Here is a 26,530-nt window from a genome sequence, read left to right as displayed (position 1 = left end):
ATTTTGATCCATCCCTGGAACCAACCTTTCCGTGGTGCGTCGGTATAAGGGTAGCTTGTTCCATTGGTGCATCGATGGACCGGTTGTTGCGTTATTTTTTGGGCCAGTTCATTCGCCGCGGCACGATGACATTTACGGCCGCGAACGGGGCCAGATTTACCTGCGGTGACGGAACCGGCCGCCCAGTGTCAGTGCGATTCCTGAGCGAGCGGACGCAGCTCCGGATTCTTCTCAATCCCGAACTGGCGCTTGGCGAAGCCTATATGGACGGCACGTTCGTGGTCGAGGACGGCTCGATCGCGGACGCGCTGGAGATCCTGCTCAGCCAGCCCGAAATGCTCCCACGTTGGGCCAAGCTGCAATGGTGGCTGCGCTATTTCAGCCGGCACGCCAGGCAATTCAATTGGCGCGGCCGGGCGAAAAACAACGTCGCTCATCACTACGATCTCGACGGGCGGCTCTATTCCCTCTTCCTCGACGCCGACAAGCAATACAGTTGCGCCTATTTCGAAACGCCGGATGCGGCGCTCGACGATGCCCAGCTTGCAAAGAAACGCCACCTTGCCGCCAAGCTCCTGATCGGGCGCGGCAACCGCGTGCTCGATATCGGCTCGGGGTGGGGCGGACTTGGCCTCTATCTCGCCGAAATGACCGGCGCCGATGTCACCGGCATCACGCTGTCGTCGGAGCAGTTGCGGGCCTCGAATGCCCGCGCCGCCGAGAAGAACCTGACGGGATCGGCCAGATTCCTGCCGAGCGATTACCGCGATATTGCCGGCCCGTTCGACCGCATCGTGTCGGTCGGGATGTTCGAACATGTCGGCATCGACTTCTATGAAACTTACTTCCGGCGTTGCGCCGAACTTCTCAGCGATGACGGCGTCATGGTGCTGCACTCGATCGGCCGCTCTACCGGGCCCGATGTGACCAGCCCATGGATCACGAAATACATCTTCCCGGGCGGCTATATTCCCGCCCTTTCCGAAGTCATCCCCGCGATCGAGAAGGCGGGCCTTCTGGTCTGCGACATCGAAATACTGCGGCTGCATTATGCGGAAACGCTAAAGGCCTGGCGCGACCGCTTTATGGCCCGGCGCGAAGAGGCAGTACGCCTCTACGACGAGCGTTTCGCGCGCATGTGGGAATTTTATCTGGCGGCGTCGGAAATGTCGTTCCGGAAGCAAAACCTGATGAATTTCCAGATCCAGCTCACCAAGCGCCAGGGAATCGTGCCGATGACACGCGATTACATCACGCGGGAAGAAGCGAGACTGCGCGGGGTGGAACTTGGAAAACAGCCGCGGCTGCAGTTGGCGGGCGAATAGGCCGCCGCAATGGCGGTGGCGTCAGTTTCGCAGGCTGTAGGCCGAGGCATAGGGCATGCGAGCCGACGCCGGACGGGCGAGCTGGGCTCGCAGCGCAGCGAGCACTTGACCATCGCAGGGCACGGCACGCCGTTCCGGGCGCGAAATCTCTTCCATGGTGTCGATCAGCATCGACAGCCACAAACGCTGGGCGTTTGCCGTTCGCCATCCCTTGAGCTGCTGACCCATCGTCCGTCCTTTGATCCGATACGGCTGGCAACCCGAAAATCGCCGGTCCGTTCCCGATTTCGTAGCCAATCCATTCTGCCGCCAAGAAAATCACGCTCGATGTGATCTACTTCACAGAAGCCCGTGACGGCCCGTCGTACATCACCGGCATGAACCAGCAGACCCACCCAAGCCCGTTCGATTCCGACATCCGGATCGATTACGCCCTGATCGCAACCGGGGTGGCTGCTGCCGTGTTCGCGTTCATCTACCTGGTCCTGGTTTGATCAACGCTTAAGATCGCGGCTCGAAAACACCGCTCGCCTTCGGATATGTCTGTCGAACTCGCGGTAAGGTTCAGGCTCTCCTAAGATTTTGCCTGGCATTTTCACGGAAAACGCTCCCGCACCGCCTGGTTTTGGGCTGAAAGCCCGTCAAGCGGAATGCGCCACGCGATCCGGATTCACACCCCGCATGTGGGAATCGTGCATAAGGCACCTTCGTGCTTTCGCCGGACGCGTGAGTGGCGCTTTATCGCCCCCCGCTTTCGGGAATCCCGACTATCCCGGAATCCAAACAACGCCAAGAATCTGAGCATAATCCGACCAATGGCACTGACTGATTCGAACGTCCTCAAGCTTGCTCCCGACGCGGGAACTCCGGTCTACCGGAGCGCGCCGCACAACATCGAGGCGGAACAGAGCCTGCTGGGCGCGATCCTGGTCAACAACGACGCGTTCTACCGGGTTTCCGACTTTCTGGAGCCGAAGCACTTCTTCGAGCCGCTTCACCAGACCATTTTCGAGACCGCCAGCAGCCTGATCCGGATGGGCAAGGTTGCTACCCCCGTCACGCTGAAGACGTTCTTGCCCGCCGATACCGATATCGGCGGCATGACGGTTGGCCAATACCTCGCTCGCGTGGCGGCCGAGGCCACCACGATCATCAACGCGCAGGATTACGGCCGGACGATCTACGATATGTCGCTGCGCCGCGACCTGATCCGGATCGGCGAGGACATGGTCAACGTCGCCTTCGATGCGCCGGTGGACTTTGCCCCGCGCGCGCAGATCGAGGATGCCGAGCGCCAGCTCTATGAACTCGCCGAGTCCGGCCGCTATGACGGCGGCTTCCAGCGCTTCTCGCAGGCGCTGACCACCGCCGTCGACATGGCGGCCAAGGCCTTCCAGCGTGACGGAAGTCTGTCGGGCGTCGCTACCGGCTTGCGCGACCTCGACACCAAGATGGGCGGGCTGCAGGCTTCCGACTTGATCATCGTCGCCGGCCGCCCCGGCATGGGCAAGACGGCGCTCGCCACCAACATCGCCTACAACATCGCGAGGGCGCATCGCGCCGAGGTGCAGGCCGATGGCACGATGAAGACCGTCAATGGCGGCATCGTCGGCTTCTTCTCCTGCGAAATGTCGGCCGAACAGCTCGCCACCCGTATTCTGGCCGAACAGACCAGCATCGCCTCCAGCATGATCCGCCGCGGCGGTATCAGCGAGGCCGATTTCGAGAAGATCCGCGACTACTCGATCGAATTGCAGTCGCTGCCGCTTTATGTCGACGAAACCGGCGGCCTGTCGATCTCGCAGCTCACGGCGCGTGCGCGCCGGCTGAAGCGGCAGAAGGGCCTCGACCTCATCGTGATCGACTACATCCAGCTTCTACAAGGCTCGGGCAAGAAGTCTGATAATCGCGTGCAGGAAGTGACTGAAATCACCACCAACCTCAAGGCGCTCGCCAAGGAACTGAACGTTCCTATCATCGCCTTGTCCCAGCTCTCGCGTCAGGTCGAAAACCGCGACGACAAGCGCCCGCAACTGGCCGACCTGCGTGAATCCGGTTCGATCGAGCAGGACGCCGACGTCGTGATCTTCGTGTACCGCGAGGAATATTACCTCGCCAACAAGGAGCCGCGGATCGGCACCCCCGAATACGAAAAATGGCAGCTCGACATGTCGCTGGTGCACGGCAAGGCCGAAATCATCATTGGCAAGCAGCGCCACGGCCCCACCGGAACGGTGGAGGTGCAGTTCGAGGGTCAGTTCACCCGGTTCAGCGATCTAGCGCAGGACGGCAATCTGCCGGATCGCGGCTATTGAGCGCCGAGCACAGTTGAACCGCCGCGTTCCGCCGCGTAAAACTATGGCATGAACGTGGCCCCCGATCCCAAGTCCATCCCGCAAGTCACCCTGCTGTCGCCCGAGGCGAACCAGGCTGCCTCGCTCGCAACCGCAACCGGCGTGCTGACGGTCGATCTCGACGCTATCGTCGCCAACTGGCGCAAGCTCGAGAAGACGGCGGTGCCGGCCGAATGCGCAGGCGTCGTCAAGGCGAACGCCTATGGCTGCGGCGCCGAACAGGTCGCGCGCGCCCTCTCTGCCGCCGGCTGCAAGACGTTTTTCGTCGCCACCCTCGATGAGGCGCGCGTGGTTCGCGCCGCGGCACCTGCGGCCACGATCTACGTGCTCGACGGCTTCTTCCAGAACACCGGCGACGCCTACGCTAAGTTCGACTGCAAGCCCGTGATCGGCGACCTCAACGAACTCGCCGAATGGGACGTGTTCTGCCGCCGCTCGGGGTGGTCGGGCGGCGCGGCCATACACATCGATACCGGCATGAACCGGCTCGGCCTCACCGTCACCGAGGCGCAGGGCCTCATCCCGCGTATCAACGCCGGAGACCACGGCATTACGCTTGTGATGAGCCACCTCGCCTCCGCCGAACTGCTCAACAATCCCGCCAACGCCAGGCAGCTCACGGCCTTTCGCGAGATCGCGAGTCTGTTTTCCGGTGTGCCGGCGTCGCTTGCCAATTCCTCCGGCATTTTCTTGGGCGCCCAATTCCAGTTCGACCTGGCCCGCCCGGGCTGTGCCCTTTACGGCATCAATCCGACGCCCGAAGCCGACAATCCGATGCGGCCGGTCGTCGAATTGAAGGCGCGTATCGTGCAGATCCGCAACGTCGAACGCGGCGATACCGTCGGCTATGGCGGGACCTGGACGGCGCGACGTCCGACCCGAATAGCGATCGTCTCCGCGGGCTATGCCGACGGATATTTCCGCGCGGCCAGCGCCAATGACGGCACCCGTGGCGCCGAGGTGGTGGTCGCCGGCAAGCGCTGCCCGATCGCGGGGCGGATTTCGATGGACCTGACAGCGGTCGACGTCACCGATCTCGACAAGAATGCGGTGCGGCGCGGCCATATGGTGACGTTGATCGGCGAAGGCATTACGGTCGACGAACTCGCCCACCATTTCGGCACCATCGGCTACGAGGTGCTGACCAGCCTCGGCAAGCGCTATACGCGGATCTACAAGGGCGGAAACGCCACCGCAGAGCCCCCTGCTCCGTCGCCAGCGGAGCCGGCTGCCGCTTCCACATAGGACGCGCACCGCAGGTGCCAAATACAAAATTGCTAAAACAACCCCATGCAAAGTAGCATGGGACTGGGCTCGCAGCTCTCTGGCCGCTTGCGTCCGGGGCACGAGATGGTCCGTCGTGCCGGGCTCATTGCAATCCATTTTTCGTTTGCGGCGTCTTTCGGCGCCGTGCTTCCCGATTATTGAAAAGCGCAAAAAGTCCCAATCTTACAGCAACGCCGTGGCTTCCCGCTCCACATCGTATTGAAATATCCATCCCGCCGCCGACATCCATTTTCCCATGCGCCGGCTTCGCTCCGCCGCGTCCTCGTTTTCGGATCGGTAGAATCGCCCGGCGTCGCGCGAGGCAGCTTGCACCCGGCTGGTGTGCCCGAGCCGCAATCTTTCGTAGGCCTTCAGCCGCGCAGGAACGTCCGCAGGCTTTGCGTCTTCAAGCAAAACGGCCAGCGCGAAACCGTCTTCGATCGCCTGCCCCGCGCCCTGGCCGAAATGCGGCACCATCGGGTGGGCGGCATCACCGAGAAGCGTCACGCGCGCCGTCGACCAGTATGGCAATGGCGCCCGATCGTAAATTCCCCGCCGAAAGGTCTCGTCGAGCGCGGCGATGGCTTCCACTACAGGGGCGTCCCAGCCATCATATTCAGCGGCCAATTCCCTGAGATCACCGGGAGCCGACCAGGATTCTTCCGACTCGAGGTTGGTTGGCACGAACGCGACGATGTTGATCACGCGTCCCTGTGAAATCGGGAAACAAATGAAGCTGCGGCCTGACCCCATCCACATGTTCAACCCGCGAAGATCCTTCGCCCATGGAAATCTTTCAGACGGAATCAGGCCGCGGTAGGCCATGATGCCTTCACTCGTCGGGTGCGTGGCCAGCCCGATCTTGCGCTGCACGACCGAATGGATACCATCCGCACCTATCACGACGTCCGCACGGGCAGTGGCACCGCTCGCAAAGGTAAGCTGTACACCGTCTTCCGTTTCCCTCACGCCGGTACAGTGATGACCATAGCGAACCGCAGCATCCGCCTGGGCTTCATTCAGCCTTTCCAGCAGTTCCACGCGGTGGATCTGGTAAGTTGGTCTATCGTCGGAGATTGGCGGCCTTTGAACGGGTTCGCCGCGCGACGTCCGCAGTGAAAGACCGACGCTCCTGGTGCTGATATTCTCGAGCCAGTCCCGGAGGCCGACGCGCCCCAGCAGGCGTGCTGCATTGGGGTGGATCGAAACCCCGGCACCGAGTTCGCGGGGTGAGGCAGCCCGTTCGAATACCGTCACGTTCAGGCCACGCGCCCGCAGCGCAAGGGCGGCGGCCAAGCCACCGATCCCGCCTCCCACGATCGCGATTTGAAGTTTGTCGGTCATTGCATCCGTCCAAACGGAAAGTATCGCTGTTGATCCGTCAGCGCCTCAACGAGAGGCTCGATTGTCAGCGGGAACGGCAACGATGTCGCCGAACAGCACCCATTTGGCGCCATCGAACCGCGCCATGCTGGCCTGGCGCCACGCAACGCGGCTGGTCGGTGAAATGTTTACCTTCAAGCCGGGAAGGAACAGCGGCAGTTGAAGATCTTGTATGTTGGTCGCCTGCTTCAGAAGGTTTTCGCGAGTGAGATCGTCTCCGCACCTTTTCAGGACTTCCACGATCATTTGGGCGGTGGTGTATGCGAAGGCGGACTCTTCGATCAACTCTCCCGGCGCCCACTGCTTCATGAAAGCGCGATATTCTTTGATGTCCGGGTCGTTGTCCCACATCGGATCTTCCGGCGATTTCAGCCAGAAGGACGTCACCGCGCCGGTGGACGCTTCGAGTCCCGCGGGCCGAATCACGCTCGCAATGACGCTGACACCGGAGAGCAGCACATGCTGAACTTTCCATCCAAGCTCATGGGCTTTGCGGATCGACTGCGCGGCGAACCGTGCATTGGATGCGTGGAACAGGGTATCGGCGCCTGATGCTTTCAGGGTTACAATCTGCGAGTCGATCGTCGGCTCCGTCACATCGTATGCCGCCTCCTTCACGATCATGGTCGAGGCCTTGGCTCCGAGTGCTGCCTTGAACCAGCCCAGATTGCCTTTTCCCAGGTCGTCGTTCTGGTAGATCACCGCGATCCTGGCATCGGGCTTCGATTTCAGCAGGTACTCTGCATAGATCCTGGTTTCGACCGGCTGCGGCATCATGAACGTCGTTGTCCAAGGTAGATTGTCGGAATTGTCGAGCTTTGGCGTGCTGGCGAGCAGCAGTATTTGCGGCACGCCTTTGCTGTTGAGATATTTTGACGTGGCGAGGTTTGTCGGTGTTCCGATCGATCCCACGATGGCGAGAACCTCGTCGCCCTCCACCAGCTTGCGCGTCTGTTCCACCGTCTTGGGCGGCGAGAAGGCGTCGTCGAGCGAGATCAAGGTAACCTTCCGGCCGTTGATGCCGCCGGACTCGTTGATCTTCCTGAGATAGGCCGCCTCAATGCGGGCGAAGGTGCTCAGCGACGAGAGCGGACCGCTATAGGGCGCGGTTTGCCCGATCTTGATCTCGGTGTCGGTAACGCCCGGGCCGTATTTTTTCTGGGCTCCGGCGTCAGGCGCAAAGCCCACCGTCAGCAGGATAGAAGCGGTCGCCAAGGTCATTGAAAGCTTCATCGGGCAAGCCCTATAATCCCAGAGTTTCGATGTGCCAGAGGCACGGCAGCGCCCCGAATGTTAGTGGGGCACTATGGGGCGCGTCCCGAAATCTTTCCGAAATTTTCCGAAAGCATCCCGGCGGCCAAGAATCAGATGGACCCATCTCGCCAGACAATTGTCATCGGAAGCCATGCGGTCGACTTTTCCCGCGAAGCGCTGATCGACCCGAGCGGTTCCATTGTTCAGCTACGCCCGCGGGCCTGGCTAGTGCTCAGGTTTCTTGCCCTTCATGCCGGACGGCTGGTCAGCAAGAGCGAACTGATGGACGAGATCTGGGCCGACTGCGAAGTCACTGAAGACTCTCTCGTTCAGGCGATCGGCGACGTTCGTCGGGCGCTGGGTCAGGATGGGCGGACAGCGCTGCGCACCTTGCCGCGCCAGGGCTATATGCTGGTCAGCGAGGAGAGCCGGCCCGCTACTGTTCCCCAAGAGAGGTTGGTCAGTATTGGCGATCGGCTGGGCGGTCGCGCCTGGAAGCGCTTCGTCGGAAGAGAGAGCGAACTCGTTCTGCTTCGCGAGGCGATCTCGCCGAGCCAACCGGGCACGCCGCTGTTCTTCGTGTACGGTCCGGGTGGCATCGGCAAGACAACCCTGATCGAACATCTGCGGGCCGAAGCGGCCGTCAACGGGATCGTCTTTGGCAGGATCGACGCCACCGGCGTAGCGCCTGAGCCAAACGCCATCCTGGCTGCGCTGGCCAACGCGCTTGGCCTCAGCGAACCCGCGGGCACGATCGAGGAACTGGCGGCGGGCTTTTCACGGCATCGCAGCGTGCTCGTCGTCGATTCCTTTGAACATTTGGAGCCGATGAGCGGCTGGGTACGAGACACGCTACTGCCGGCGCTACCGTCGCAGGTCACCGTCGTGTTGGCCGGTCGGCAGGCTCCCGACACGCGCTGGACTGCGCACCCGTTGTGGTGCGATGCGATGCGCTGCATCGGCCTGGATTCGCTCTCGCAGGCGGAATCGAGCCGTCTGCTGGATGCTCATGGCGTTGCCGCAGACGCGCATTCCGGCGTGCTTGACCTTTGCCATGGCCACCCACTGGCGCTGGTGCTGGTTGCCGATGAAGTGCGGCGGCTTGGCCGCGTCCCCACGGGATTGGGCCCGGACCTAGTGCGGGCGCTGACCAAACGTTGCGTCGCGCAGGCACCGACGACACTGCACCGCAAGGCGCTCGAGGCCTGTGCGCGAACGCGCACCACGACGGTCTCCCTGCTGTCCGACGTGGTTGATGCATCGAGCGCGGTCCTGCTATTCGAGTGGCTTGCCGAGCAGAGCTACGTCAGCGCCGGTCCGGAAGGACTTTGGCCGCACGAGTTTGTGCGGGACGCCATTGATGAGGAGTTACGCTGGCGGGACCCGGAGGGTTCACGCGTGCTCCACCATGCCGTCAATCGGCACTTGATACGGCAACTGCAACATGGCTTGAGGGGCGCGCACGCGGAATTGCAATATCTTGAGCGCCGTTCGCCTATAATGAAACGCTTCTTCAATTTTGCCGCGCTCGGCACCATCTCGGTCAAACCGGCCACGGCAGCCGACGCGGACGGCATTGCGCGATTGCGGGATGCCGGGCTGCCGACCGGCGAACGCGCGCTGTTCGATCACTGGCGCCACCATCCTGCAACGCGGACTTCGACGGCACACCGCCATAACGGTGAGTTATGCGGCGTGACCCAGGTCCTGAGACTCGACGGATTGGACGATCTCAGCGCGGCCGCCGACCCGGTCGTTTCCGCCGTGCGGCAGGCGCTGGGTGACGCGCTGACGGACGGGGCCGGTGTGTCATTGATGTCTCGCTTCACCGTTCCTGAGGGCGGACGTCGCGCATTGAACCCGGCGATGAACGCGCTGCAGAACAGCCACGCGATCCTATGGGCCACCGAGCCCAATTTACGGTTTTATGTCTTGGCTGCGATGCATCCGGATCATTTCGCGCCACTGCTCGAAGGTACCGGCTTCCAGCGCCTCGCCGGCTGCGAGCGCATCGTCGACGGAATCCCGATTGGCTGTTTTGTGCATGACTGGCAGGCCGAACCCTGGGCGGAGTGGCGTGACCGGTTAATCGACGTCTGAGTTGCCGCAGCGAAACCGACTCCCGCACGGACGTTCATAGAGTAGCGAATAACATGGCGTTCGGCATACGGCACCCGGCCGCCGAAAGCCTTTGTCTAAGACAAGCTTGCAGGCCGCCAGTTGCCAGGGACGCGACAATCAAGCAATAACAGCGAAACCCGATCCTGGCAGTTTGCCCCGTATTACTGCGCCTTCCGGCTAGCCAACACTTTCTTGCAGGTGTCGCTGAGTTGGTGATGCTGCTTGTTCAGACATGCGACAACGCGGCCGCCGCCGGGCAGCGTACCGGCGCAATATTTGTCATAGTCCGCCTTGCAGGCACCGCGCTGCTCGGCGACTTGAGCAACCGCGGATCCGGAGCATCCGATAGCGAGCACGAGAACGGCGAAGCGCAATTTCGACATGGAATCTCCAAGCGTCAGGCGAAGCACAGTGATGCCAGTTAGCTCTACATGAAGATCGCGACCTTCAACATTAATAATGTCAACCGCCGCCTGCCTAACCTATTGCGCTGGCTGCATGCGGCGAAGCCCGACATCGTTGCTTTGCAGGAACTGAAATCGACCGATGCAGAGTTCCCGATTCTGGCGATCAACAAGGCCGGCTACGGCGCGGTGTGGCGCGGACAAAAAACCTGGAACGGCGTTGCCATCCTGGCGCGGAACACCGAGCCGATATTGACCCGGACCGCGCTTCCCGGCGATCGCAATGATGACGAGGCGCGCTACATAGAAGCTGCCGTCAACGGCGTCATCGTGACCAGCCTCTATCTGCCGAACGGCAATCCGCAGCCCGGACCGAAATTCGACTACAAGCTCGGCTGGTTCAGGCGGCTGCGGTCGCATGCCGGCAAACTGCTCAAGCAGGACATCCCGGTCGTGCTGGCCGGCGACTACAATGTCGCGCCGACGGTGTCAGATATCTATCCGACGAAATCCTGGGACAAGGACGCGCTGATCCAGCCTAAGAGCCGTGCTGCGTTCAAGGCGCTGGTGGACCAGGGCTGGACGGACGCGATCCGGACACTTCATCCGACAAAACCGATGTTCACGTTCTGGGACTACAAGCGCAACCGCTGGCCACGCGATGCCGGGCTACGGCTTGATCATCTGTTGCTGAGCCCGGCAGTAGCGCCGCGCCTGATCAAGGCCGGCGTCGATCGCGAGATACGCGGCGAGGAAGGCGCCAGCGACCATGCGCCGGCCTGGATCGTGCTGAGCTAATCAGCGCCGAATGGTTGGGTCGAATAGCCGCTTGCGAAGCAGCAACGCCCTTTTCCGCGGCACAAGCAGGACCGAGATACAAACCGCGAAAACAACCCCATGCAAAGTAGAAATGGGCTCGGCTCGCAACACTCACGCCCAGCGTCCGCCGGCACGACGTAATCAGTCCCGTCCAGTCTGATCAGATCCCAAGCCGGCGGGAGACCTGACGGCAGTCAGCCTTTTCGCGTGTGTCCCCAGGCCGCGTCCCAGTCTTCGCCCGCGGCGTCGATGACGCGGCCATCGGCCTCGAAGAACTTGTTCGGGACCTGGAAAATCGCGAGCATCAGCCCGCCCTCGGGGCACCAGGCGACATGACGGCTGCCTTCCTCGCGCCAGATGAATTCACCGGCCTTGCATTCTATGCCCTTCGCCGGACCTTCCTTGTCGACGAGCGATCCTTCGAGCACGTAGGTCTGCTCGATGTTGACGTGCTCGTGGTCGGGCAGCACCGCGCCCGGCGCGAACCGCATCAGCGCAGTCATTAGCCCGGTCTTGCGATCGAACAGCAGCGTCTTGGCTTCGCAGCCCGGGAAACGGGTCTTCTGCCATTCCATGGTGTCGGGGCGAACCAGATGGGAATGCGTGTCCGCGGTCTGCGCGTTGGCCGGCGTCACGACGTCCATGGGCGATCCTCCGTTCTGATTATTTTGACGCGATCCTAGCAGCTTTGCCTGTCGCCGCCAGACGGCTGGTGTGCGCTGCGGTGGCCTGTTTTGCTCAGCCCTGCTGTGCCACCATGATGTCAGCATCAGGGAATCGCGAAAGACTGCATGGGCTTCCTCTTTGTCCTCATCGTCGGCCTGCTCGCCGGCACCATCTCAGGCATTGTCGGCACGGGCTCGTCGATCATGCTGATGCCGGTATTGGTTTATCAATACGGTCCGAAGGAAGCCGTGCCGATCATGGCGGTGGCGGCCGTGATGGCGAACTTGTCGCGGATTCTCGCCTGGTGGCGCGAGATCGACTGGCGCGCCTGCCTTGCCTATTCGGCAACCGGGATTCCGGCCGCCGCGCTTGGCGCGCGGACGCTGCTGGCGCTGCCCTCACACGCCGTCGATGTCGCGATCGGCCTGTTTCTGATCGCGATGGTGCCGGTGCGGCACTGGCTCGCCCGTCACCAGCTCAAGGCGCAACTTTGGCACCTTGCAGTGGGTGGCGCCGTCATCGGCTATCTCACCGGCATCGTGGTTTCGACCGGGCCGCTCAGCGTGCCGCTGTTTCTGTTCTACGGGTTGACCAAAGGCGCCTTCCTCGCCACGGAAGCCGCAAGCTCGCTCGGGCTCTATCTGAGCAAGTCGGTCACGTTCGAGCGCTTCGGCGCGCTGACGCCTGATATCGCGTTGAAAGGCCTGATAGCGGGCTCTTCCCTCATGTTCGGCGCCTTCATCGCCAAAAGCTTTGTGCTGCGGCTTAAGCCCGACGTCTTTCGGCTGTTGATGGATGGCATCATGCTGGCCGCTGGTCTCACCCTGCTGTGGACGGCATTTTCTTAAGGATTCGGCGGAACCCGTCATTCCCCAACGCAGCGTTAATCAAACATGACGCCATCGATTGGTGGTCGCACGTTCTCAGACGTGCCATCTTGATCGACGATACCGTGCAAGTTGCACGGCCTGATTATCGACTGGGGAGAATGTGCCTTGAGCGTGATGGCGGAAGCGGCTGACGTCCCCTATCTGGGCGACCAGCGAACCGGACGGACCGGCGCCCGGCAAGATGCCCTGAAATTCGCGGAAGCCGCCCTTGTCGACAGCAAGCGCGAAGGACTGCTGCTCGCCGTCCGGGCCCGCTGGGTCGCGCTGGCAGTCACTGCCGTTACCCTGCCGATCATCAACCCGAACTGGGACGTGATCTATTACGTCCTGATGCTGGGCTTCTTTGCTCTGATCGGATGGGCCCAACTCAAAGTCGGCAAGGTCGGCCGTTCGCCGCTCGAGGTTTTCCTGATCATTTGCGATCTTGCGCTGCTGACGTTCCTCAGCGTCGTACCCAATCCATGGAGCACCGAGCACTGGCCAATCGGAATGCAGTTCCGGTTCGACAGTTTCATCTATTTCTTCATCTTCCTTGCCACCGCCACCCTCGCCTATTCGTGGCGAACGGTTGTCGCGATGGGCGGATGGACTGCTGCCCTGTGGGCCATTGCCGTCGGTTGGGCGTACCTGCAGCCAGCAAGCCATGCCGCGCTGTCGGAGCGGGTCAGGGAAGCGGTCGGCGCTGATATTCGCCTGTTCGAGATCATCGACCCCTCGTCGATCGGCTTCGGCGCACGCTTCCAGCAGGTTACCGTGTTCATCATCGTCGCCGCGATCCTGGCGCTGGCGGTGCGCCGTTCGAATGCGCTTCTGATCAGCCACGCCGGAATCGAACGCGAGCGCGCCAACCTCGCGCGTTATTTTTCGCCCAATGTCGTCAATGAATTGTCCGGCAACGACGAGCCGCTCACGCGGGTTCGCACGCAGGACGTCGCGGTATTGTTTGCCGATATCGTGGGATTCACCGCCTACGCCGATGGACGAGACCCGAAAGAGGTCATCGATACGCTGCGGCAATTCCATGAACGAATGGAAAGAGAGGTGTTCCAGCACGGCGGAACGCTCGACAAGTACCTCGGCGATGGCCTGATGGCGACGTTCGGCACGCCGTTCGCCGGCGATTCTGACGCGTTGAACGCCTTGCGTTGCGCGAGGGGCATGATCGGCTCGATCGCCGAGTTGAACAGAGAACGCAGTGGTCGCAACGAGCCGCCGATTCAGGTCAGCGTCGGATTGCACTATGGTCAGGTCGTGCTGGGAGATATCGGCCTTAACCGGCTCGAATTCGCTGTCATCGGCACCACCGTGAATGCAGCGAGCCGGCTCGAATCGCTTACCCGCGAATTCGGATGCGCCATCGTGGTCAGCGACGCGCTGGTGCGGCAGGCCCAGACGGAGTCGAACCATTCGAGCGCCGACTTCGCGTCACTCGTCGAGCAGCCGGCACAGATCATTCGCGGTCTCGAGCAACCGGTCGGCATCTGGACATGTGCCAACGTCGCTTGCTGATGCTCTGAAGCGCGCGATGGATGCATCCTCACGAATGCGCGAGGCCTGCATCCGAACCGTACCCTGAATTCGTACCGGCAGTCGGGAGCGACAATCACGCCGCTCCGATGACAGCAACCTAACGTCGCTCACATGAGCGAAACAGGAGAGCATCATGCCGGACAAGTTCCGCACTGCACTCGCCGTGACCACCTTGGCTCTGGCGACCGTGTCGGCCGTCGATAGCGCGTCGGCGGGCATATTTAACTGGAGCTGGTTCGCAGTGCCTCTGTATGGCATTCCGTACTGAGCGCTTGCTGCAAGACGCAGAGGCCGCCCGCCGCCGGGCGGCCTCTGGAGCTGTCGCCAGGCGCGACCATCGCGAAGCTTGCGGCCGGACGAAGCCGTAGCTACGCCGTTCCAAAAATAGCAGCGGCAGTGCGCGTGGTTACCGCGGCGAGGCAATTCATGATGCGATTACATGGAATCGCATCATGATCTCATCGCTCTTTGTTTGAGAACATGATCTCTGCGCAAACGCTTCGCGCTTGCTAGCTAAGGGAAAACCGGTTTCCACTTTGCGCTAACGCGGTCCTCCGGGTCCGGATCATGCTCTACCCCACAACCAGCTCACGAATGCGCGAGGCCTGCATCCGGCCCGCCCCCTGAATTCGTACCGGCAGACAGGAGCGACACACGCCGCTCCGATGACAGCAACCTAACGTCGCTCACATGAGCGAAAAACAGGAGAGCATCATGCAGGATAAGTTCCGCATCGCACTCGCTATGGCCGTCCTGGCTCTGGCGACCGTGTCCAACGTCGCCCCCGCGTCGGCACACTGGTTTAGCTGGAGGGCAGTGCCTCTGTATCTCGTACCGCTCTGATTGCTTGCAGCAGACGCAGAGGCCGTCCGCCACCGGCCGGCCTCTGCCGCCGTCGCAAGGCGCCCATCACGCGTCACGCGGCACTCAACTGGAGAACGGAGGGGATCGTCACAAATGCGCCGCCTGTTGATCACTCTGCTTGCCATCGCCGCTGCCACCGCAGGCACATTCCATTTCTTTCCGCAATGGAGCGGTGCACCAGCCCAGCCGTCCTACCGACTCGCCAAGGCAAACGAAGGCGAAATCGTTGCCACGGTGAGCGCGAGCGGCACCATCAATCCGACCACGACAGTCATCGTCGGCTCGCAGCTCTCAGGCCAGGTCGTCGAGCTCCTTGCCGACTACAATTCCAATGTGAAGGCGGGCCAAGTGGTGGCGCGGCTCAACTCGGACCAGATCCTCGCCAAACTCGATGCCGCGCGCGCCGATCTCGAGCAGGCCCGTGCCAAGAAGCTGGTGCAGAAAGCGCAGATCGAGCGCGTGCGCGCGGACACGGAAAAGGCCCGGGCTGCCGAGGCGGAGATCGAAGCGCAGATCGCCCGCAATGGGGCGCTGCTCGCCGACGCTGAGCGCGCTTACCAGCGCCAGAGCGAACTGCACGCACGCGGCATCATCGCCGCGGCGACGCACGATGCGGCCCGGACGACACGCGATGCCCAGCGTGCGAGCCTCGACTCGGTGAAAGCGCAGCTCAAGTCCGCCAAGGCGCAACTCGTTGGCCTCGAGGCTGATCAGCGCGTCGCAGAGGCGCAACTTGCGGCCGCGGCCGCGCAGCTCGCCGCGCGCGAGGCCACGGTCAGACAGATCGAGGTCGATCTACGGAACACGGACATCCGCTCGCCGGTTTCCGGCGTCGTGGTTCAGCGTCAGGTCGAGCTTGGTCAGACGGTCGCGGCCGCGCTGCAGTCCCCGACCTTGTTCCTGGTGGCGGACGATCTCCGGAAAATGGAGATCTCGGCCAATATCGACGAGGCCGATGTCGGCCGAATCAAGCCGGGCCAGCGCACGACGTTCACCGTGAGCGCCTTTCCCGGGCGATCGTTCGAGGGAACTGTCAAGCAGGTGCGGTTGGGGTCGCAGACCATACAGAACGTGGTGATCTACACGGCAATCATCTCGATCGAGAATCCGCGTCTCGAGCTGCTGCCGGGAATGACCGCCACGCTGCGGATCGAAACCGACCGGCGCGACGGGGCCGTGCAGGTCCCGAGTGCCGCCTTGCGCTGGCGCCCCCCGGCGACCAGCGATGTTTCGGGCGCACAGGTTTCGCAGTCACAAGGAAGCAATCTGTCCGGCGAACCGAATGCCGCCCTCGTCGAGCGCAATCGGGCCACGCAGCCAGGGCGTGTCTTCGTAGTCGGGCCGGACGGCAAGCCGCAAGGGGTCACGGTCCGCATCGGCGCAACCGAAGGAGCCGCAACCGAGATCGTATCGGGCCTCGAGCCCGGCCGCGAGGTGATCATCGGCGGCGGGCCGCGCACCGCCGAGGCGAAGACCACGCCACCCGGCAGCTTGTAGAGAGGACACCATGTCGCTCATCGAGACCGAGCAGCTCACCCGCGTCTATCGGCTCGGCGACGAAGCCGTACATGCGCTGCGGGAGGTGACGCTTTCGGTCGCGGCCGGCGAATTCACCGCCATCATGGGCCCATCCGGCTCGGGAAAATCGACGTTCATGAACGTGATCGGCTGCCTCGACCGGCCGACTTCCGGCAGCTACCGCCTCGGCGGCGAGGAGGTGTCGGCGATGAGCCGCGATGCGCTCGCCGCCGTGCGCAACCGCAAGATCGGCTTCGTGTTTCAGCAGTTCAACCTGCTCGAGCGTCTTGATGCGCTTGGGAACGTGGAACTGGCGACGATTTACGCCGGCGAGGACCGCAGGCGACGACGCGACAAAGCCGCGGCCGCACTCACCCGCGTTGGCCTCGCCGAGCGACTGCATCATCAACCGACACAGCTCTCGGGAGGCCAGCAACAGCGCGTCGCCATCGCCCGCGCACTCGTCAACGCACCAAGATTATTGCTCGCCGATGAGCCGACCGGTGCGCTCGACAGCCGCACCTCGCTCGAGCTGATGGCGCTGTTCCAGAAGCTGAACGATGAAGGGACGACCGTTGTCGTCGTCACACACGAGCCCGAGGTGGCGCGGTTTACGTCGCGCCTCGTGCGTTTCCGCGACGGTCGCGTGCAGAGTGACAGGCCGCAGCGCCCGGACGACGCTGCCGCCGAGTTGCTCGCAAGCCAAGTCGAGATCATGCCAGACTTCGCGGAGACCGCAGCATGACATTTTCCGATGCGGTCATCTCTGCGCTCGACGCCCTGCGGCTACACAAGCTGCGCAGCTCCCTGACGATACTCGGCATCATCATCGGCGTTGCAGCCGTGATAGCGATGGTGGCGGTCGGCAGCGGTGGGCGCGAGCAGGTCGTCGCGCAGTTCCGCAGCCTCGGCACCAACCTGCTCGTGGTCATGCCGGGCAGCATCACGAAATCCGGCATCGGCCTCGGCTCAGGCTCCGCCTCCTCGTTGACTGACGAGGATGCAGCTGCGGCCGTACGGGAAGTGACGCTACTGCAGGTGGCCGCGCCATTCGTTCGCGAGAACGCCCAACTGATCGCTGCCGGCGTCAACTGGTCGAGTCTGGTCTACGGCGTCGATCTTGGCCTGTTCGAGGCGCGCGATTGGGACGTGGAATCCGGTCGACTGTTCGCGCCGGACGAGATTGCCCGCGGGGCGCAGGTGGCGTTGATTGGGCAGTCCGTGGCGCGCGCGCTCTATGGCGGGCTCGATCCGGTCGGGCAGGAGTTGCGGGTGCGCAACGTGCCGTTCCGCGTGATTGGCGTGATGGCAAGGAAGGGCCAATCCGCCTGGGGCCACGACCAGGACGATGTCGTGCTCCTGCCGCTCAACACGGCACGTCAGCGGGTGATCGGCCGCAATGCAGCCAATTCGCGCTCGGTCGACTCTATCTATCTCAAAGTGCGCGAGGGGGAGAGCCTCGCCGCCGCGGAGAGCGACGTGAAGATGCTGCTACGCCAGCGTCACCGTCTGCAACCGATGCAGGACGACGACTTCACGGTCCGCAATCTCGCCGACATTGCGGCTACGCAGGAGGAAAGCGTGGGCACGCTTGCCTTGCTGCTGGCGATCGTCGCTGGGGTCTCGCTCGCGGTCGGCGGCATCGGCATCATGAACATCATGCTGGTGTCGGTGACCGAGCGCACGCGCGAGATCGGGCTGCGGCTCGCGATCGGCGCGCGCCCACGTGATATCCTGAAACAATTCTTGTTCGAGGCTATCGCGTTATCGCTCATTGGCGGCGCCATCGGCATTCTGACCGGGATCCTTGCCGCCTGCGCAATCGCGAGCCTGGCCCAGTGGCCCCTGCTGATTGAGCCGGAATGGATCGTGCTGGCGGTGCTGTTCTCCGGGTTCGTCGGCGTGTTCTTCGGCTGGTTTCCGGCGTTGCGCGCGTCGCGGCTCGATCCGATCGAAGCGCTGCGGTACGCGTGATTGCCGAGCCAGCCTCGTGCTGACCGATTGTTGGAGATGCGCTGGCACAACTACCACGCACGTCCGTGGAACCCGTCACGCACGTCCGTGGAACCGCGTCGTGTACGATCAACTTGTTGGCTTAAGTGTCCGTCGGGTTGGTGCTAAGGTTAAAGGCGATGAGAGCAGGCGCGCTCGCTACCTTGCTGTCGACTACGCACAATACCCGCGCAGTCGTTGCCGACCGCCCGCTGCGGGCGCGGTTCGGTCAGGCGGCAAGGGCGAACAAGCAGATGCCGTCGCATGTGACCTCGCGCAGAAGAATCCGACGAGTCGAAATGCCGGAAATCAAGACGGTCAGCTTCGTGCCGAGCTCTGATGAGCGGGTGATCAGCCGATCCATCCGACCGGCGGCCCCAGATGCGGACACGACGCAGAGTCCCGAGACCCTGCTGCAGGCCTGTGCCAGCGGCGATCAGACTGCCCTGCACTGCCTCTATAAGGGAACGGCACCGCAGCTATTCGGACTCGCCCTGCGTATTCTCAGGAGTCGCGAAACGGCCGAGGAAATCATACAGGATTGCTTTGTTCTCGTTTGGCGCAATGCGCACACCTTCGATCCCAGTCGCGGTGCTGCGATGGCCTGGCTCGCCCGCATCGTCCGGAACCGGTGCATCGATGTCATACGACGGCGCGGGCGCGAGGCGCCACTCGATGATGCACCGATTGAGGACCGCGAGGACCCGGCATCGCGTCCGGCCGATCAGGCGGTGCTTAGTCCCGATGCCCGCCGCCTGCAGGACTGCCTTGACAAACTCGAGGAGGGACCGCGCAATACCCTCAAGCTGATATATTATGAGGGTATGACGTACCAGGAGGTGGCAGCCCATGTGGGCGTGCCACTCGGCACCGTGAAGAGCTGGGTTCGGCGAAGCCTGATCCGGCTCAGGGGGTGTTTGGAGCGATGAACTACGTCGATCCGGAAACGCGTGACCTTCTGGCGGCCGAATACGTACTCGGCACGCTGAGTGGCGCCGAGCGCCGCCGTTTCGAGCGGCTGTTGTCCGGCGACCGTGACCTACGCGATCTCGTGGAACGCTGGGAACAGAGGCTCAATCCCCTCGCCGAGTCGGTCCCGGCCGAGGAGCCGGCTGCGCATGTCTGGGACAAGATTGCTCGGCAGATCGCGCTGGCACGTGCACCGGCAGCACCGATACGCGAAGGCCGGTTCGATCGGCTGTGGGACAGCGTCGGCTTCTGGCGCGGCGCGGCTGCCTTGGCCGCGGCCACGGCGGCGGCCTTGCTCCTCTACGTCGTTTCGCTCCCGCAGAGTTTTGCGCCGGAGCAGATTGCGGCGCTCGACAAGCGGCTTGCACGCATCGAGGACACAACGAAGGGCCTGGTGGCCTCGCCGCCCACGCACGTGGCGGTGCTGCTCGACAAGGATCAGCGTCCGATGATGACGGCGGATCTCGACGTTGCCGACGGACGTCTGGTGCTGCGGCTCAACCTCACGCCGCCCCGTGATTTCAACCGCAATGTGCTTGAGGTCTGGCTGGTGTCCCCGGACGGCACGCGCCGCTCGCTTGGCCTTTTCCCGAGCGAGCGCCCCGGCACAACGACGGCTTTCGTACTGCCGCACGCCACTGCCGAAGCGCTGGCCCAAGCGGCGCTCGCCGTCAGCCTGGAGCCAAGGGGCGGCTCGACGACAGGGGAGCCGTCGGGTCCGGTCCTGTTCACCGGCTCGCTCATGCCTGTCGCTCTCTGACAAGGCAGTCCCACCGAAGCGCGCTTTTAAGGTCGGCGTCGCCGCGATCGACGCTGCGCGTTCGTGCTTCCGGGCCTAACCGTGTTATGCACGATGCTCGACAGGAAGCAGCGACTCACATTCGATGGCCAAATCCACCCTCTCCTTCGTCTGCCAAAACTGCGGTGCGGCTTATAATCGTTGGCAGGGGAAGTGCGATTCCTGCGGCGAATGGAACACGCTCAGCGAGGAAGACACGACCGGCGCGACCTCGATGCCGGTCTCGATTCGCTCCCGCCGCAAGGGCCGGACGTTTGCCCTGGAGAGCCTCACCGGCAAGAGCAACGACGCCCCGCGCCTGTCCTCCGGCATGACGGAGCTCGACCGCGTCACCGGCGGCGGATTTGTGCGTGGCTCGGTGCTTTTGGTCGGCGGTGATCCCGGCATCGGCAAGTCGACGCTGCTGACACAGGCGACCAGCATGCTGGCCCGGGCCGGGCATCGCGCGGTCTACATTTCAGGCGAAGAGGCCGTGGCACAGGTGCGGCTGCGCGCCGAACGGCTGGGATTGGCGGATGCACCGGTACAGCTCGCCGCCGAAACCTCGGTCGAGGACATCGTCTCGACCCTGTCGGAGGGCGCGGTGCCGCGCCTGATCGTCATCGATTCGATCCAGACCATGTGGACCGACACGGTGGAATCGGCGCCGGGAACGGTGACGCAGGTCCGCGCCTCGGCGCAGGCGCTCATCCGTTTCGCCAAGAAATCCGGTGCCGCGATCATTCTGGTCGGGCACGTGACCAAGGACGGCCAGATCGCGGGTCCCCGCGTCGTCGAGCATATGGTCGACGCGGTGCTGTCGTTCGAGGGCGAAGGCTCGCAGCAGTTCCGCATCCTGCGCGCGGTCAAGAACCGCTTCGGCCCGACCGATGAAATCGGCGTGTTCGAGATGACGGGCCTCGGCCTTCGCGAGGTCTCCAACCCCTCCGAATTGTTCCTTTCTGAACGAGATCTCGGCAGCCCGGGCACGGCGGTTTTTGCCGGGATCGAAGGCACCCGACCGGTTCTGGTGGAATTGCAGGCGTTGGTGGCGCCGACCACACTCGGCACCCCCAGGCGGGCCGTTGTGGGCTGGGACCCTAGCCGGCTGTCGATGGTGCTGGCGGTGCTGGAGGCCCATTGCGGGGTCAAACTGTCCGGCTACGACGTCTATCTGAACGTGGCGGGAGGCCTGCGGATCCAGGAACCGGCGGCCGATCTTGCAGCCGCCGCAGCCCTGGTCTCGTCGTTGGTGAATGGTCCGTTACCGACAGATGCGGTCTATTTCGGCGAGATTTCGCTATCGGGCGCGGTCCGGCCGGTGGCGCAGACCTCGGCGCGGCTGAAAGAGGCCGCCAAACTCGGGTTTGGCCGTGCCGTTCTGCCCGAATCGGCCCGTGGCGAGGTCGGCGGCGATGGCGGCCTCGTGCTCAACAGCGTCGGCGGGCTTACCAGCCTGGTCGCCGAAATTGCGGCGCGCGGCAATCCCAGAGGCAACCGGGACACCAATCGCGAGGGTGCGGCGGAGAAAAATGCCACACCGACGCGATTCCGACGTGAAAACAGCTAAAGCGGCGTGACGCGCCCCGCCCTCGCCGCTATACAACGCGCGCGAAAGGCGGGCGGGATGGCGCGATATCCGGCCTTGCGGGATGCGCCGTCTAACCCTCACTTGGGGTGACCCTGACCCGCCGATTCGCTGCTTGAGAACTTACGAGCGGACCTGACCAGCCGATGCCGATAACGATACTTGATCTCGTCCTGCTCTCGGTGATGCTGATTTCGGGCCTGCTTGCCATGGTGCGCGGCTTCATGCGCGAAATCCTGTCGATCGCAGCGTGGGGCGCGGCGGCGCTGGTGACGCTTTATGCTTTCTCGAAGCTGTTGCCGACCGCCAAGACTTATTTCAATAACGACACGGTCGCGGCTGTGGTGGTGGTGGCCGGCACGTTCATCGGTACCTTGGTCGTGGTGTCCGTCATCACGGTGCGGATTTCCGACATGATCCTGGATTCCCGGATCGGCGCGCTGGATCGCACCCTCGGCTTCCTGTTTGGCCTCGGCCGCGGCCTCCTGATCGTGGTGGTCGCCTTCCTGTTCTTCAGCTGGCTTGTCCCTGACAAGCAGCGGCCGGACTGGATCACCGGCGCGAAGTCGCGGGTGGTGCTGCAGGGAACCGGGGATTGGTTAATGTCGCTCTTGCCGGATGACCCCGAGAACACCATCTTAAAGAGATTCAAGAAGAATAAACCGGAAGACGAGCAAACTGACGCCGAGCAGGCAGCTCCTGCGTCCGGCGATGGCTACAGCAAACCTGCCCGCGACAGCCTTAAAAAGCTGATCGAGAAACCCGCGGGCCGCTAATTCTGGCCAAAGAAGAGAGGCGATGGACGCGATGCAAAACCCTTCCGATCCCGCCGGCAATCTCGACCCAAATTCCGGCATCGAGTTGCAGGACGATCTAGAAGGCGACACGCTACGCGAGGAATGCGGCGTGTTTGGCATATTCGGCCACCCCGAGGCCGCCGCCATCACCGCGCTCGGACTACACGCCCTCCAGCATCGCGGCCAGGAAGCCGCCGGCATCGTCTCGTTTGACGGCAGCCGCTTCCACTCCGAACGCCGCCTCGGCCTCGTCGGCGATACTTTCTCCCGCCGCGAAGTGATCGAGCGCCTGCCCGGCATCATGGCGGTCGGCCATGTCCGCTATTCCACGACCGGCGCCACCATCCTGCGCAACGTGCAACCGCTGTTCGCCGAGCTCAATGCCGGCGGCTTCGCGGTCGGCCACAACGGCAATCTCACCAACGGGCTGTCGCTCCGCCGCGAGCTGGTGAAGAACGGCGCCATGATGCAGTCGACCACCGACACCGAAGTGATCCTGCATCTGGTAGCGCAGTCGAAGCGCGGCCGATTCATCGACCGTTTCATCGAAGCGCTGCGCGCGATCGAAGGCGCCTATTCGCTGGTGTCGCTGACCAACAAGAAGCTGGTCGGCGCCCGCGATCCGCTCGGCATCCGTCCGCTGGTACTCGGCGATCTCGATGGCTGTCCGATCCTGACTTCGGAAACCTGCGCGCTCGACATGATCGGTGCGAAATATGTGCGCGATGTCGAGCCCGGCGAGATCGTCGTGTTCGACGAAGAAGGCGCCCACAGCCACAAGCCGTTTCCGCCAAAGCCGCCGCGGCCCTGCATCTTCGAGTACATCTACTTCTCGCGGCCGGACTCGATCGTCGGCGGCCGCTCGGTCTATGAGGTCCGCAAGGCCTTCGGCGCCCAGCTCGCCCGCGAAAGCCATGTCGAGGTCGACGTCGTGGTGCCGGTGCCGGATTCCGGCGTGCCGGCGGCGGTCGGTTACAGCCAGCATTCCGGCGTGCCGTTCGAACTCGGCATCATCCGTAACCACTATGTCGGCCGTACCTTCATCCAGCCGACGCAGAGCGTGCGCGAGCTTGGCGTGCGCATGAAGCATTCGGCGAACCGTGCCGCTATCGAAGGCAAGCGCATCATCCTGATCGACGACTCGCTGGTGCGCGGCACCACGTCGAAAAAGATCGTGCGCATGATGCGGGATGCCGGCGCGCGCGAGGTGCATTTCCGCCTCGCCTCGCCGCCGATCCTGTATCCCGACTATTACGGCATCGACCTGCCGGACCGCGGCGGACTTCTCGCTGCCACCCATTCGCTGGAAGAGATGCGCGACATCATCGGTGCGGATTCGCTGGCGTTCCTGTCGATCGACGGCTTGTACCGCGCGATGGGCGAACCGGGGCGCGATCCCGCCAATCCGAAATTCTCGGATCACTGCTTCACGGGTGCCTATCCGACGCACCTCACCGACCAGACTCAGGTCGAACCGCAGCCCCGGCAATTGTCGCTGCTGGCGGAGGCAAGCTGATTTGTCGTCCCTGCGAACGCAGGGACCCATAACCACAGGCCTTCGTTTTTCGAACGCCATAGCGACAAGCACCGTCTGCCATCATAACTTTCACGGCGTATGGGTCCCCGCGTTCGCGGGGACGACCGTGGAGAGAGTTTCGTTCCATGACCAAACCCCTCGCCTCCCGCATTGCGCTCGTCACCGGCGCCTCACGCGGCATTGGCTATGCCACGGCGCTCGCGCTGGCAAAGGCCGGCGCGCACATCATAGCCGTCGCTCGCACGCAAGGCGGCCTTGAAGAGCTCGATGACGAGATCCGGAAAGACGGCGGCAGCGCCACGCTGGTGCCGCTGAACCTCACCGATTTCGACGGCATCGCGCGGCTCGGCGCGGCGCTGCATGAACGCCACGGCAAGATCGACATTCTCGTCGGCAATGCCGGTGTCGCCGGTCCTTCTTCGCCGCTAGGGCATATCGAATTGAAGCCGTGGAACGACGTGATGGCGCTCAACGTCACCGCGAACTTCCAGCTCATCCGATGCATGGACCCGCTGCTAAGAGTCTCGGACGCCGGCCGCGCCGTGTTCGTGACCTCGGGCGCCGCCAGCAAAGCGAACGCCTATCAGGGCCCCTACGCAGCCTCGAAGGCCGCGCTGGACACGCTGGTTCGCTCCTGGGCCAACGAGACCGCGAGCACCAAACTGCGTGTCAACCTGTTCAGCCCCGGCCCGATCCGCACCCGCATGCGCGCCAGCGTATTTCCCGGCGAAGATCCGACGACGTTGGATACACCGGAACAGGCAGCGGAATTTATCGTGCCGATGTGCGCGCCCGACTGGAACGAGACCGGCAAGCTCTATGACTACAAGACCCGCACGCTGATGAGCTTCCGCGCGCCGGAGTAAGCGTCTGGCGGACTTCGCTCATCAACCCCATGAATTGCGCGATGATCGCCAACGACGGGTTGCTCTACTTCCGCGACCACATGAACAACCGCATTCAAGAAAGATGGAACTTTCGCTAAGGAATAGTTTTACGAAAAGGATAACGATTATACCAGTCGATACCGGATCCAGAAGTTCAAGCTGGTCTCGGAGGCGCTACGATAAGTGCATTGCCCGTCCCAGCGAGAAGGATTATCGCAGGGCCGCTGGCAGGTTCCGAAAAGAGAGCCGGCGAACAACCATTTCTGGAGGAATACCATGACGACTGGAATTGCGCGGCGCCTCGCCGCCTCCGTGGCACTTGCCGCACTCGGCCTCGCGACGCCAGCATTGGCTCAAGACAAGACCTCGGACAAGACCGTCAAGATCGGCGTGTTGAACGATATGTCGAGCCTCTATGCCGACATTGGCGGCCCCAATTCGGTGGCTGCAGCGAAGATGGCGATTGACGATTCCGGCCTCGCCGCCAAGGGTTGGAAGATCGATCTGGTCAGTGGCGATCACCAGAACAAGCCCGACGTCGGCGTCAACATCGCCAGGCAGTGGATCGACAACGACAAAGTCGACGTCATCGCCGACACACCAAACTCCGGCGTCGCGCTCGCGGTGAGCAACCTAGTCAAGGACAAAAACGTCGTCCTGCTCAATTCGGGCGCAGCCACCGCCGATCTCACCGGCAAGGCCTGCACGCCGAACACGATTTCCTTCACCTACGACACCTACATGCTAGCCAACGGAACCGGCAAGGCGCTGACCAAGGCCGGTGGCGATAGCTGGTACTTCCTGACCGCAGACTACGCGTTCGGACATGCGCTGGAACGCGACACCTCGGCGGTCGTCACCGCCAGCGGCGGCAAGGTGCTGGGCGGCGTCAGGCACCCGCTGAATACGTCGGACTTCTCGTCGTTCCTGTTGCAAGCGCAGTCCTCGAAGGCAAAGGTGGTTGGCCTTGCCAACGCTGGCGGCGACACCACCAATGCGATCAAGCAGGCGTCCGAATTCGGCATCGTTGCGGGCGGTCAGAAGCTTGCGGCGCTCCTGCTCTTCATTAACGACGTTCACTCGTTGGGCTTGAAGACCGCGCAAGGTCTGACCTTCACGGAATCGTTTTACTGGGACCTGAACGACAAGACGCGCGAATGGTCCAAGCGCTTCCAGAAAGTATCACCGAAAGGCACGATGCCCTCGATGACGGTGGCCGGGGTTTATGCAGTGGTGCTGCACTATCTCAAGACGCTCGACACGATGGGAGGCAATCCGCACGACGGCGCCAAGGTCGTCGCCAAGATGAAGGAACTACCGACCGACGATCCGCTGTTCGGCAAGGGCCCGCTGCGCGCCGACGGCCGCCGTCTCATTCCGGCCTATCTGTTCGAAGTGAAGAAGCCGGAAGAGTCGAAGGGCCCGTGGGATTACTACAGGCAGATCGCCACGATCTCGGCGGAAGACGCCGCCAAGCCGCTCGAAGCCAGCGAGTGTCCGCTGGTGAGGAAATAAGAATTGTAGGGTGGGTTAGCGAAGCGTAACCCACCTCTTTTCACGCAAGCGATCGGTGGGTTACGCCTTCGGC

The 26,530-nt window shown here is 62.9% G+C and carries 24 protein-coding genes; 19 read left to right on the top strand and 5 right to left on the bottom strand.

The window, feature by feature from the left end; genetic code table 11:
• Positions 1-74: 74 nt before the first annotated feature.
• Positions 75-1,325, top strand: a complete 1,251-nt coding sequence (locus GWE18_RS04430; protein ID WP_275184553.1) for a cyclopropane-fatty-acyl-phospholipid synthase family protein — start codon at positions 75-77, stop codon at positions 1,323-1,325.
• Between the two features lie 21 nt (positions 1,326-1,346).
• Here the strand turns inward: GWE18_RS04430 and GWE18_RS04425 are convergent, their stop codons facing one another.
• The gene (locus GWE18_RS04425; RefSeq protein WP_275184552.1) at positions 1,347-1,553 is read right to left on the bottom strand and encodes a transcriptional regulator; all 207 of its coding nucleotides are present in this window, start codon (positions 1,551-1,553) and stop codon (positions 1,347-1,349) included.
• 101 nt (positions 1,554-1,654) lie between these two features.
• On the opposite strand from GWE18_RS04425, the gene GWE18_RS04420 reads away from it, so the two are divergent.
• The 3 genes from GWE18_RS04420 to alr all read left to right on the top strand — a co-directional run bounded on the left by GWE18_RS04420 (position 1,655) and on the right by alr (position 4,924).
• Complete coding sequence (locus GWE18_RS04420; RefSeq protein ID WP_275184551.1) at positions 1,655-1,819, top strand: hypothetical protein; 165 nt, start codon at positions 1,655-1,657, stop codon at positions 1,817-1,819.
• Positions 1,820-2,140: 321 nt separating this feature from the next.
• Complete coding sequence (locus GWE18_RS04415) at positions 2,141-3,640, top strand: replicative DNA helicase (protein WP_275184550.1); 1,500 nt, start codon at positions 2,141-2,143, stop codon at positions 3,638-3,640.
• A 48-nt stretch (positions 3,641-3,688) separates the two neighbouring features.
• On the top strand, positions 3,689-4,924 hold the full coding sequence (alr, locus tag GWE18_RS04410) for an alanine racemase (RefSeq protein ID WP_275184549.1): 1,236 nt from the start codon (positions 3,689-3,691) through the stop codon (positions 4,922-4,924).
• Between the two features lie 204 nt (positions 4,925-5,128).
• On the opposite strand, the gene GWE18_RS04405 is transcribed toward alr, so the two are convergent.
• Positions 5,129-6,289 (bottom strand): FAD-dependent oxidoreductase, encoded by a 1,161-nt coding sequence (locus GWE18_RS04405; protein ID WP_275184548.1) that lies wholly within the window; start codon positions 6,287-6,289, stop codon positions 5,129-5,131.
• A 45-nt stretch (positions 6,290-6,334) separates the two neighbouring features.
• Entirely contained in the window at positions 6,335-7,549 is a 1,215-nt protein-coding gene (locus GWE18_RS04400; protein WP_275184547.1) for an ABC transporter substrate-binding protein, read from the bottom strand.
• Positions 7,550-7,696: 147 nt separating this feature from the next.
• On the opposite strand from GWE18_RS04400, the gene GWE18_RS04395 reads away from it, so the two are divergent.
• Positions 7,697-9,682, top strand: a complete 1,986-nt coding sequence (locus GWE18_RS04395; RefSeq protein WP_275184546.1) for an AAA family ATPase — start codon at positions 7,697-7,699, stop codon at positions 9,680-9,682.
• 182 nt (positions 9,683-9,864) lie between these two features.
• Here GWE18_RS04395 and GWE18_RS04390 read toward each other — a convergent pair whose 3' ends face one another.
• A complete protein-coding gene (locus GWE18_RS04390) occupies positions 9,865-10,086 on the bottom strand; it encodes a cysteine rich repeat-containing protein (protein WP_275184545.1) in 222 nt (73 codons plus the stop codon).
• Positions 10,087-10,134: 48 nt separating this feature from the next.
• On the opposite strand from GWE18_RS04390, the gene GWE18_RS04385 reads away from it, so the two are divergent.
• Positions 10,135-10,905, top strand: a complete 771-nt coding sequence (locus GWE18_RS04385) for an exodeoxyribonuclease III (protein ID WP_275184544.1) — start codon at positions 10,135-10,137, stop codon at positions 10,903-10,905.
• A gap of 215 nt (positions 10,906-11,120) precedes the next feature.
• Here GWE18_RS04385 and GWE18_RS04380 read toward each other — a convergent pair whose 3' ends face one another.
• Positions 11,121-11,570, bottom strand: a complete 450-nt coding sequence (locus GWE18_RS04380; protein ID WP_275184543.1) for a cupin domain-containing protein — start codon at positions 11,568-11,570, stop codon at positions 11,121-11,123.
• Between the two features lie 147 nt (positions 11,571-11,717).
• Between GWE18_RS04380 and GWE18_RS04375 the strand changes: the two genes are divergently transcribed.
• The 13 genes from GWE18_RS04375 (at position 11,718) to GWE18_RS04315 (ending at position 26,457) form a co-directional block, all read left to right on the top strand.
• On the top strand, positions 11,718-12,440 hold the full coding sequence (locus GWE18_RS04375) for a sulfite exporter TauE/SafE family protein (RefSeq protein WP_275184542.1): 723 nt from the start codon (positions 11,718-11,720) through the stop codon (positions 12,438-12,440).
• Positions 12,441-12,596: 156 nt separating this feature from the next.
• Positions 12,597-13,991 carry an adenylate/guanylate cyclase domain-containing protein gene (locus GWE18_RS04370; RefSeq protein WP_275184674.1) on the top strand — a complete coding sequence of 465 codons (1,395 nt, stop codon included), beginning with the start codon at positions 12,597-12,599 and terminating at the stop codon, positions 13,989-13,991.
• 154 nt (positions 13,992-14,145) lie between these two features.
• Complete coding sequence (locus GWE18_RS04365) at positions 14,146-14,280, top strand: hypothetical protein (RefSeq protein ID WP_275184541.1); 135 nt, start codon at positions 14,146-14,148, stop codon at positions 14,278-14,280.
• 689 nt (positions 14,281-14,969) lie between these two features.
• Positions 14,970-16,373, top strand: a complete 1,404-nt coding sequence (locus GWE18_RS04360; protein WP_275184540.1) for an efflux RND transporter periplasmic adaptor subunit — start codon at positions 14,970-14,972, stop codon at positions 16,371-16,373.
• A gap of 10 nt (positions 16,374-16,383) precedes the next feature.
• A complete protein-coding gene (locus GWE18_RS04355) occupies positions 16,384-17,139 on the top strand; it encodes an ABC transporter ATP-binding protein (protein WP_275184539.1) in 756 nt (251 codons plus the stop codon).
• On the top strand, positions 17,136-18,368 hold the full coding sequence (locus GWE18_RS04350; protein ID WP_275184538.1) for an ABC transporter permease: 1,233 nt from the start codon (positions 17,136-17,138) through the stop codon (positions 18,366-18,368). Before GWE18_RS04355 ends, GWE18_RS04350 begins: the two co-directional genes overlap by 4 nt.
• 317 nt (positions 18,369-18,685) lie before the next feature.
• Positions 18,686-19,315 (top strand): sigma-70 family RNA polymerase sigma factor, encoded by a 630-nt coding sequence (locus tag GWE18_RS04345; protein ID WP_275184537.1) that lies wholly within the window; start codon positions 18,686-18,688, stop codon positions 19,313-19,315.
• On the top strand, positions 19,312-20,115 hold the full coding sequence (locus GWE18_RS04340; protein ID WP_275184536.1) for an anti-sigma factor: 804 nt from the start codon (positions 19,312-19,314) through the stop codon (positions 20,113-20,115). Before GWE18_RS04345 ends, GWE18_RS04340 begins: the two co-directional genes overlap by 4 nt.
• A gap of 124 nt (positions 20,116-20,239) precedes the next feature.
• Positions 20,240-21,703 carry a DNA repair protein RadA gene (gene radA / locus GWE18_RS04335; protein WP_275184535.1) on the top strand — a complete coding sequence of 488 codons (1,464 nt, stop codon included), beginning with the start codon at positions 20,240-20,242 and terminating at the stop codon, positions 21,701-21,703.
• 164 nt (positions 21,704-21,867) lie between these two features.
• Positions 21,868-22,497, top strand: a complete 630-nt coding sequence (locus GWE18_RS04330) for a CvpA family protein (protein ID WP_057851478.1) — start codon at positions 21,868-21,870, stop codon at positions 22,495-22,497.
• A gap of 31 nt (positions 22,498-22,528) precedes the next feature.
• The gene (gene purF, locus GWE18_RS04325) at positions 22,529-24,034 is read left to right on the top strand and encodes an amidophosphoribosyltransferase (RefSeq protein WP_275184673.1); all 1,506 of its coding nucleotides are present in this window, start codon (positions 22,529-22,531) and stop codon (positions 24,032-24,034) included.
• Positions 24,035-24,180: 146 nt separating this feature from the next.
• Positions 24,181-24,921, top strand: a complete 741-nt coding sequence (locus tag GWE18_RS04320) for an SDR family oxidoreductase (protein ID WP_275184534.1) — start codon at positions 24,181-24,183, stop codon at positions 24,919-24,921.
• Positions 24,922-25,218: 297 nt separating this feature from the next.
• Positions 25,219-26,457 (top strand): ABC transporter substrate-binding protein, encoded by a 1,239-nt coding sequence (locus GWE18_RS04315; RefSeq protein ID WP_275184533.1) that lies wholly within the window; start codon positions 25,219-25,221, stop codon positions 26,455-26,457.
• Positions 26,458-26,530 lie beyond the last annotated feature (73 nt).

Origin of the sequence: Bradyrhizobium sp. CSA112 (genome assembly GCF_029051645.1) — a bacterium.
In the GTDB taxonomy this organism is placed as follows: domain Bacteria; phylum Pseudomonadota; class Alphaproteobacteria; order Rhizobiales; family Xanthobacteraceae; genus Bradyrhizobium.
Note: the sequence above shows the minus strand (reverse complement) of the source record. Positions and strands in the feature narration are given on the sequence as shown.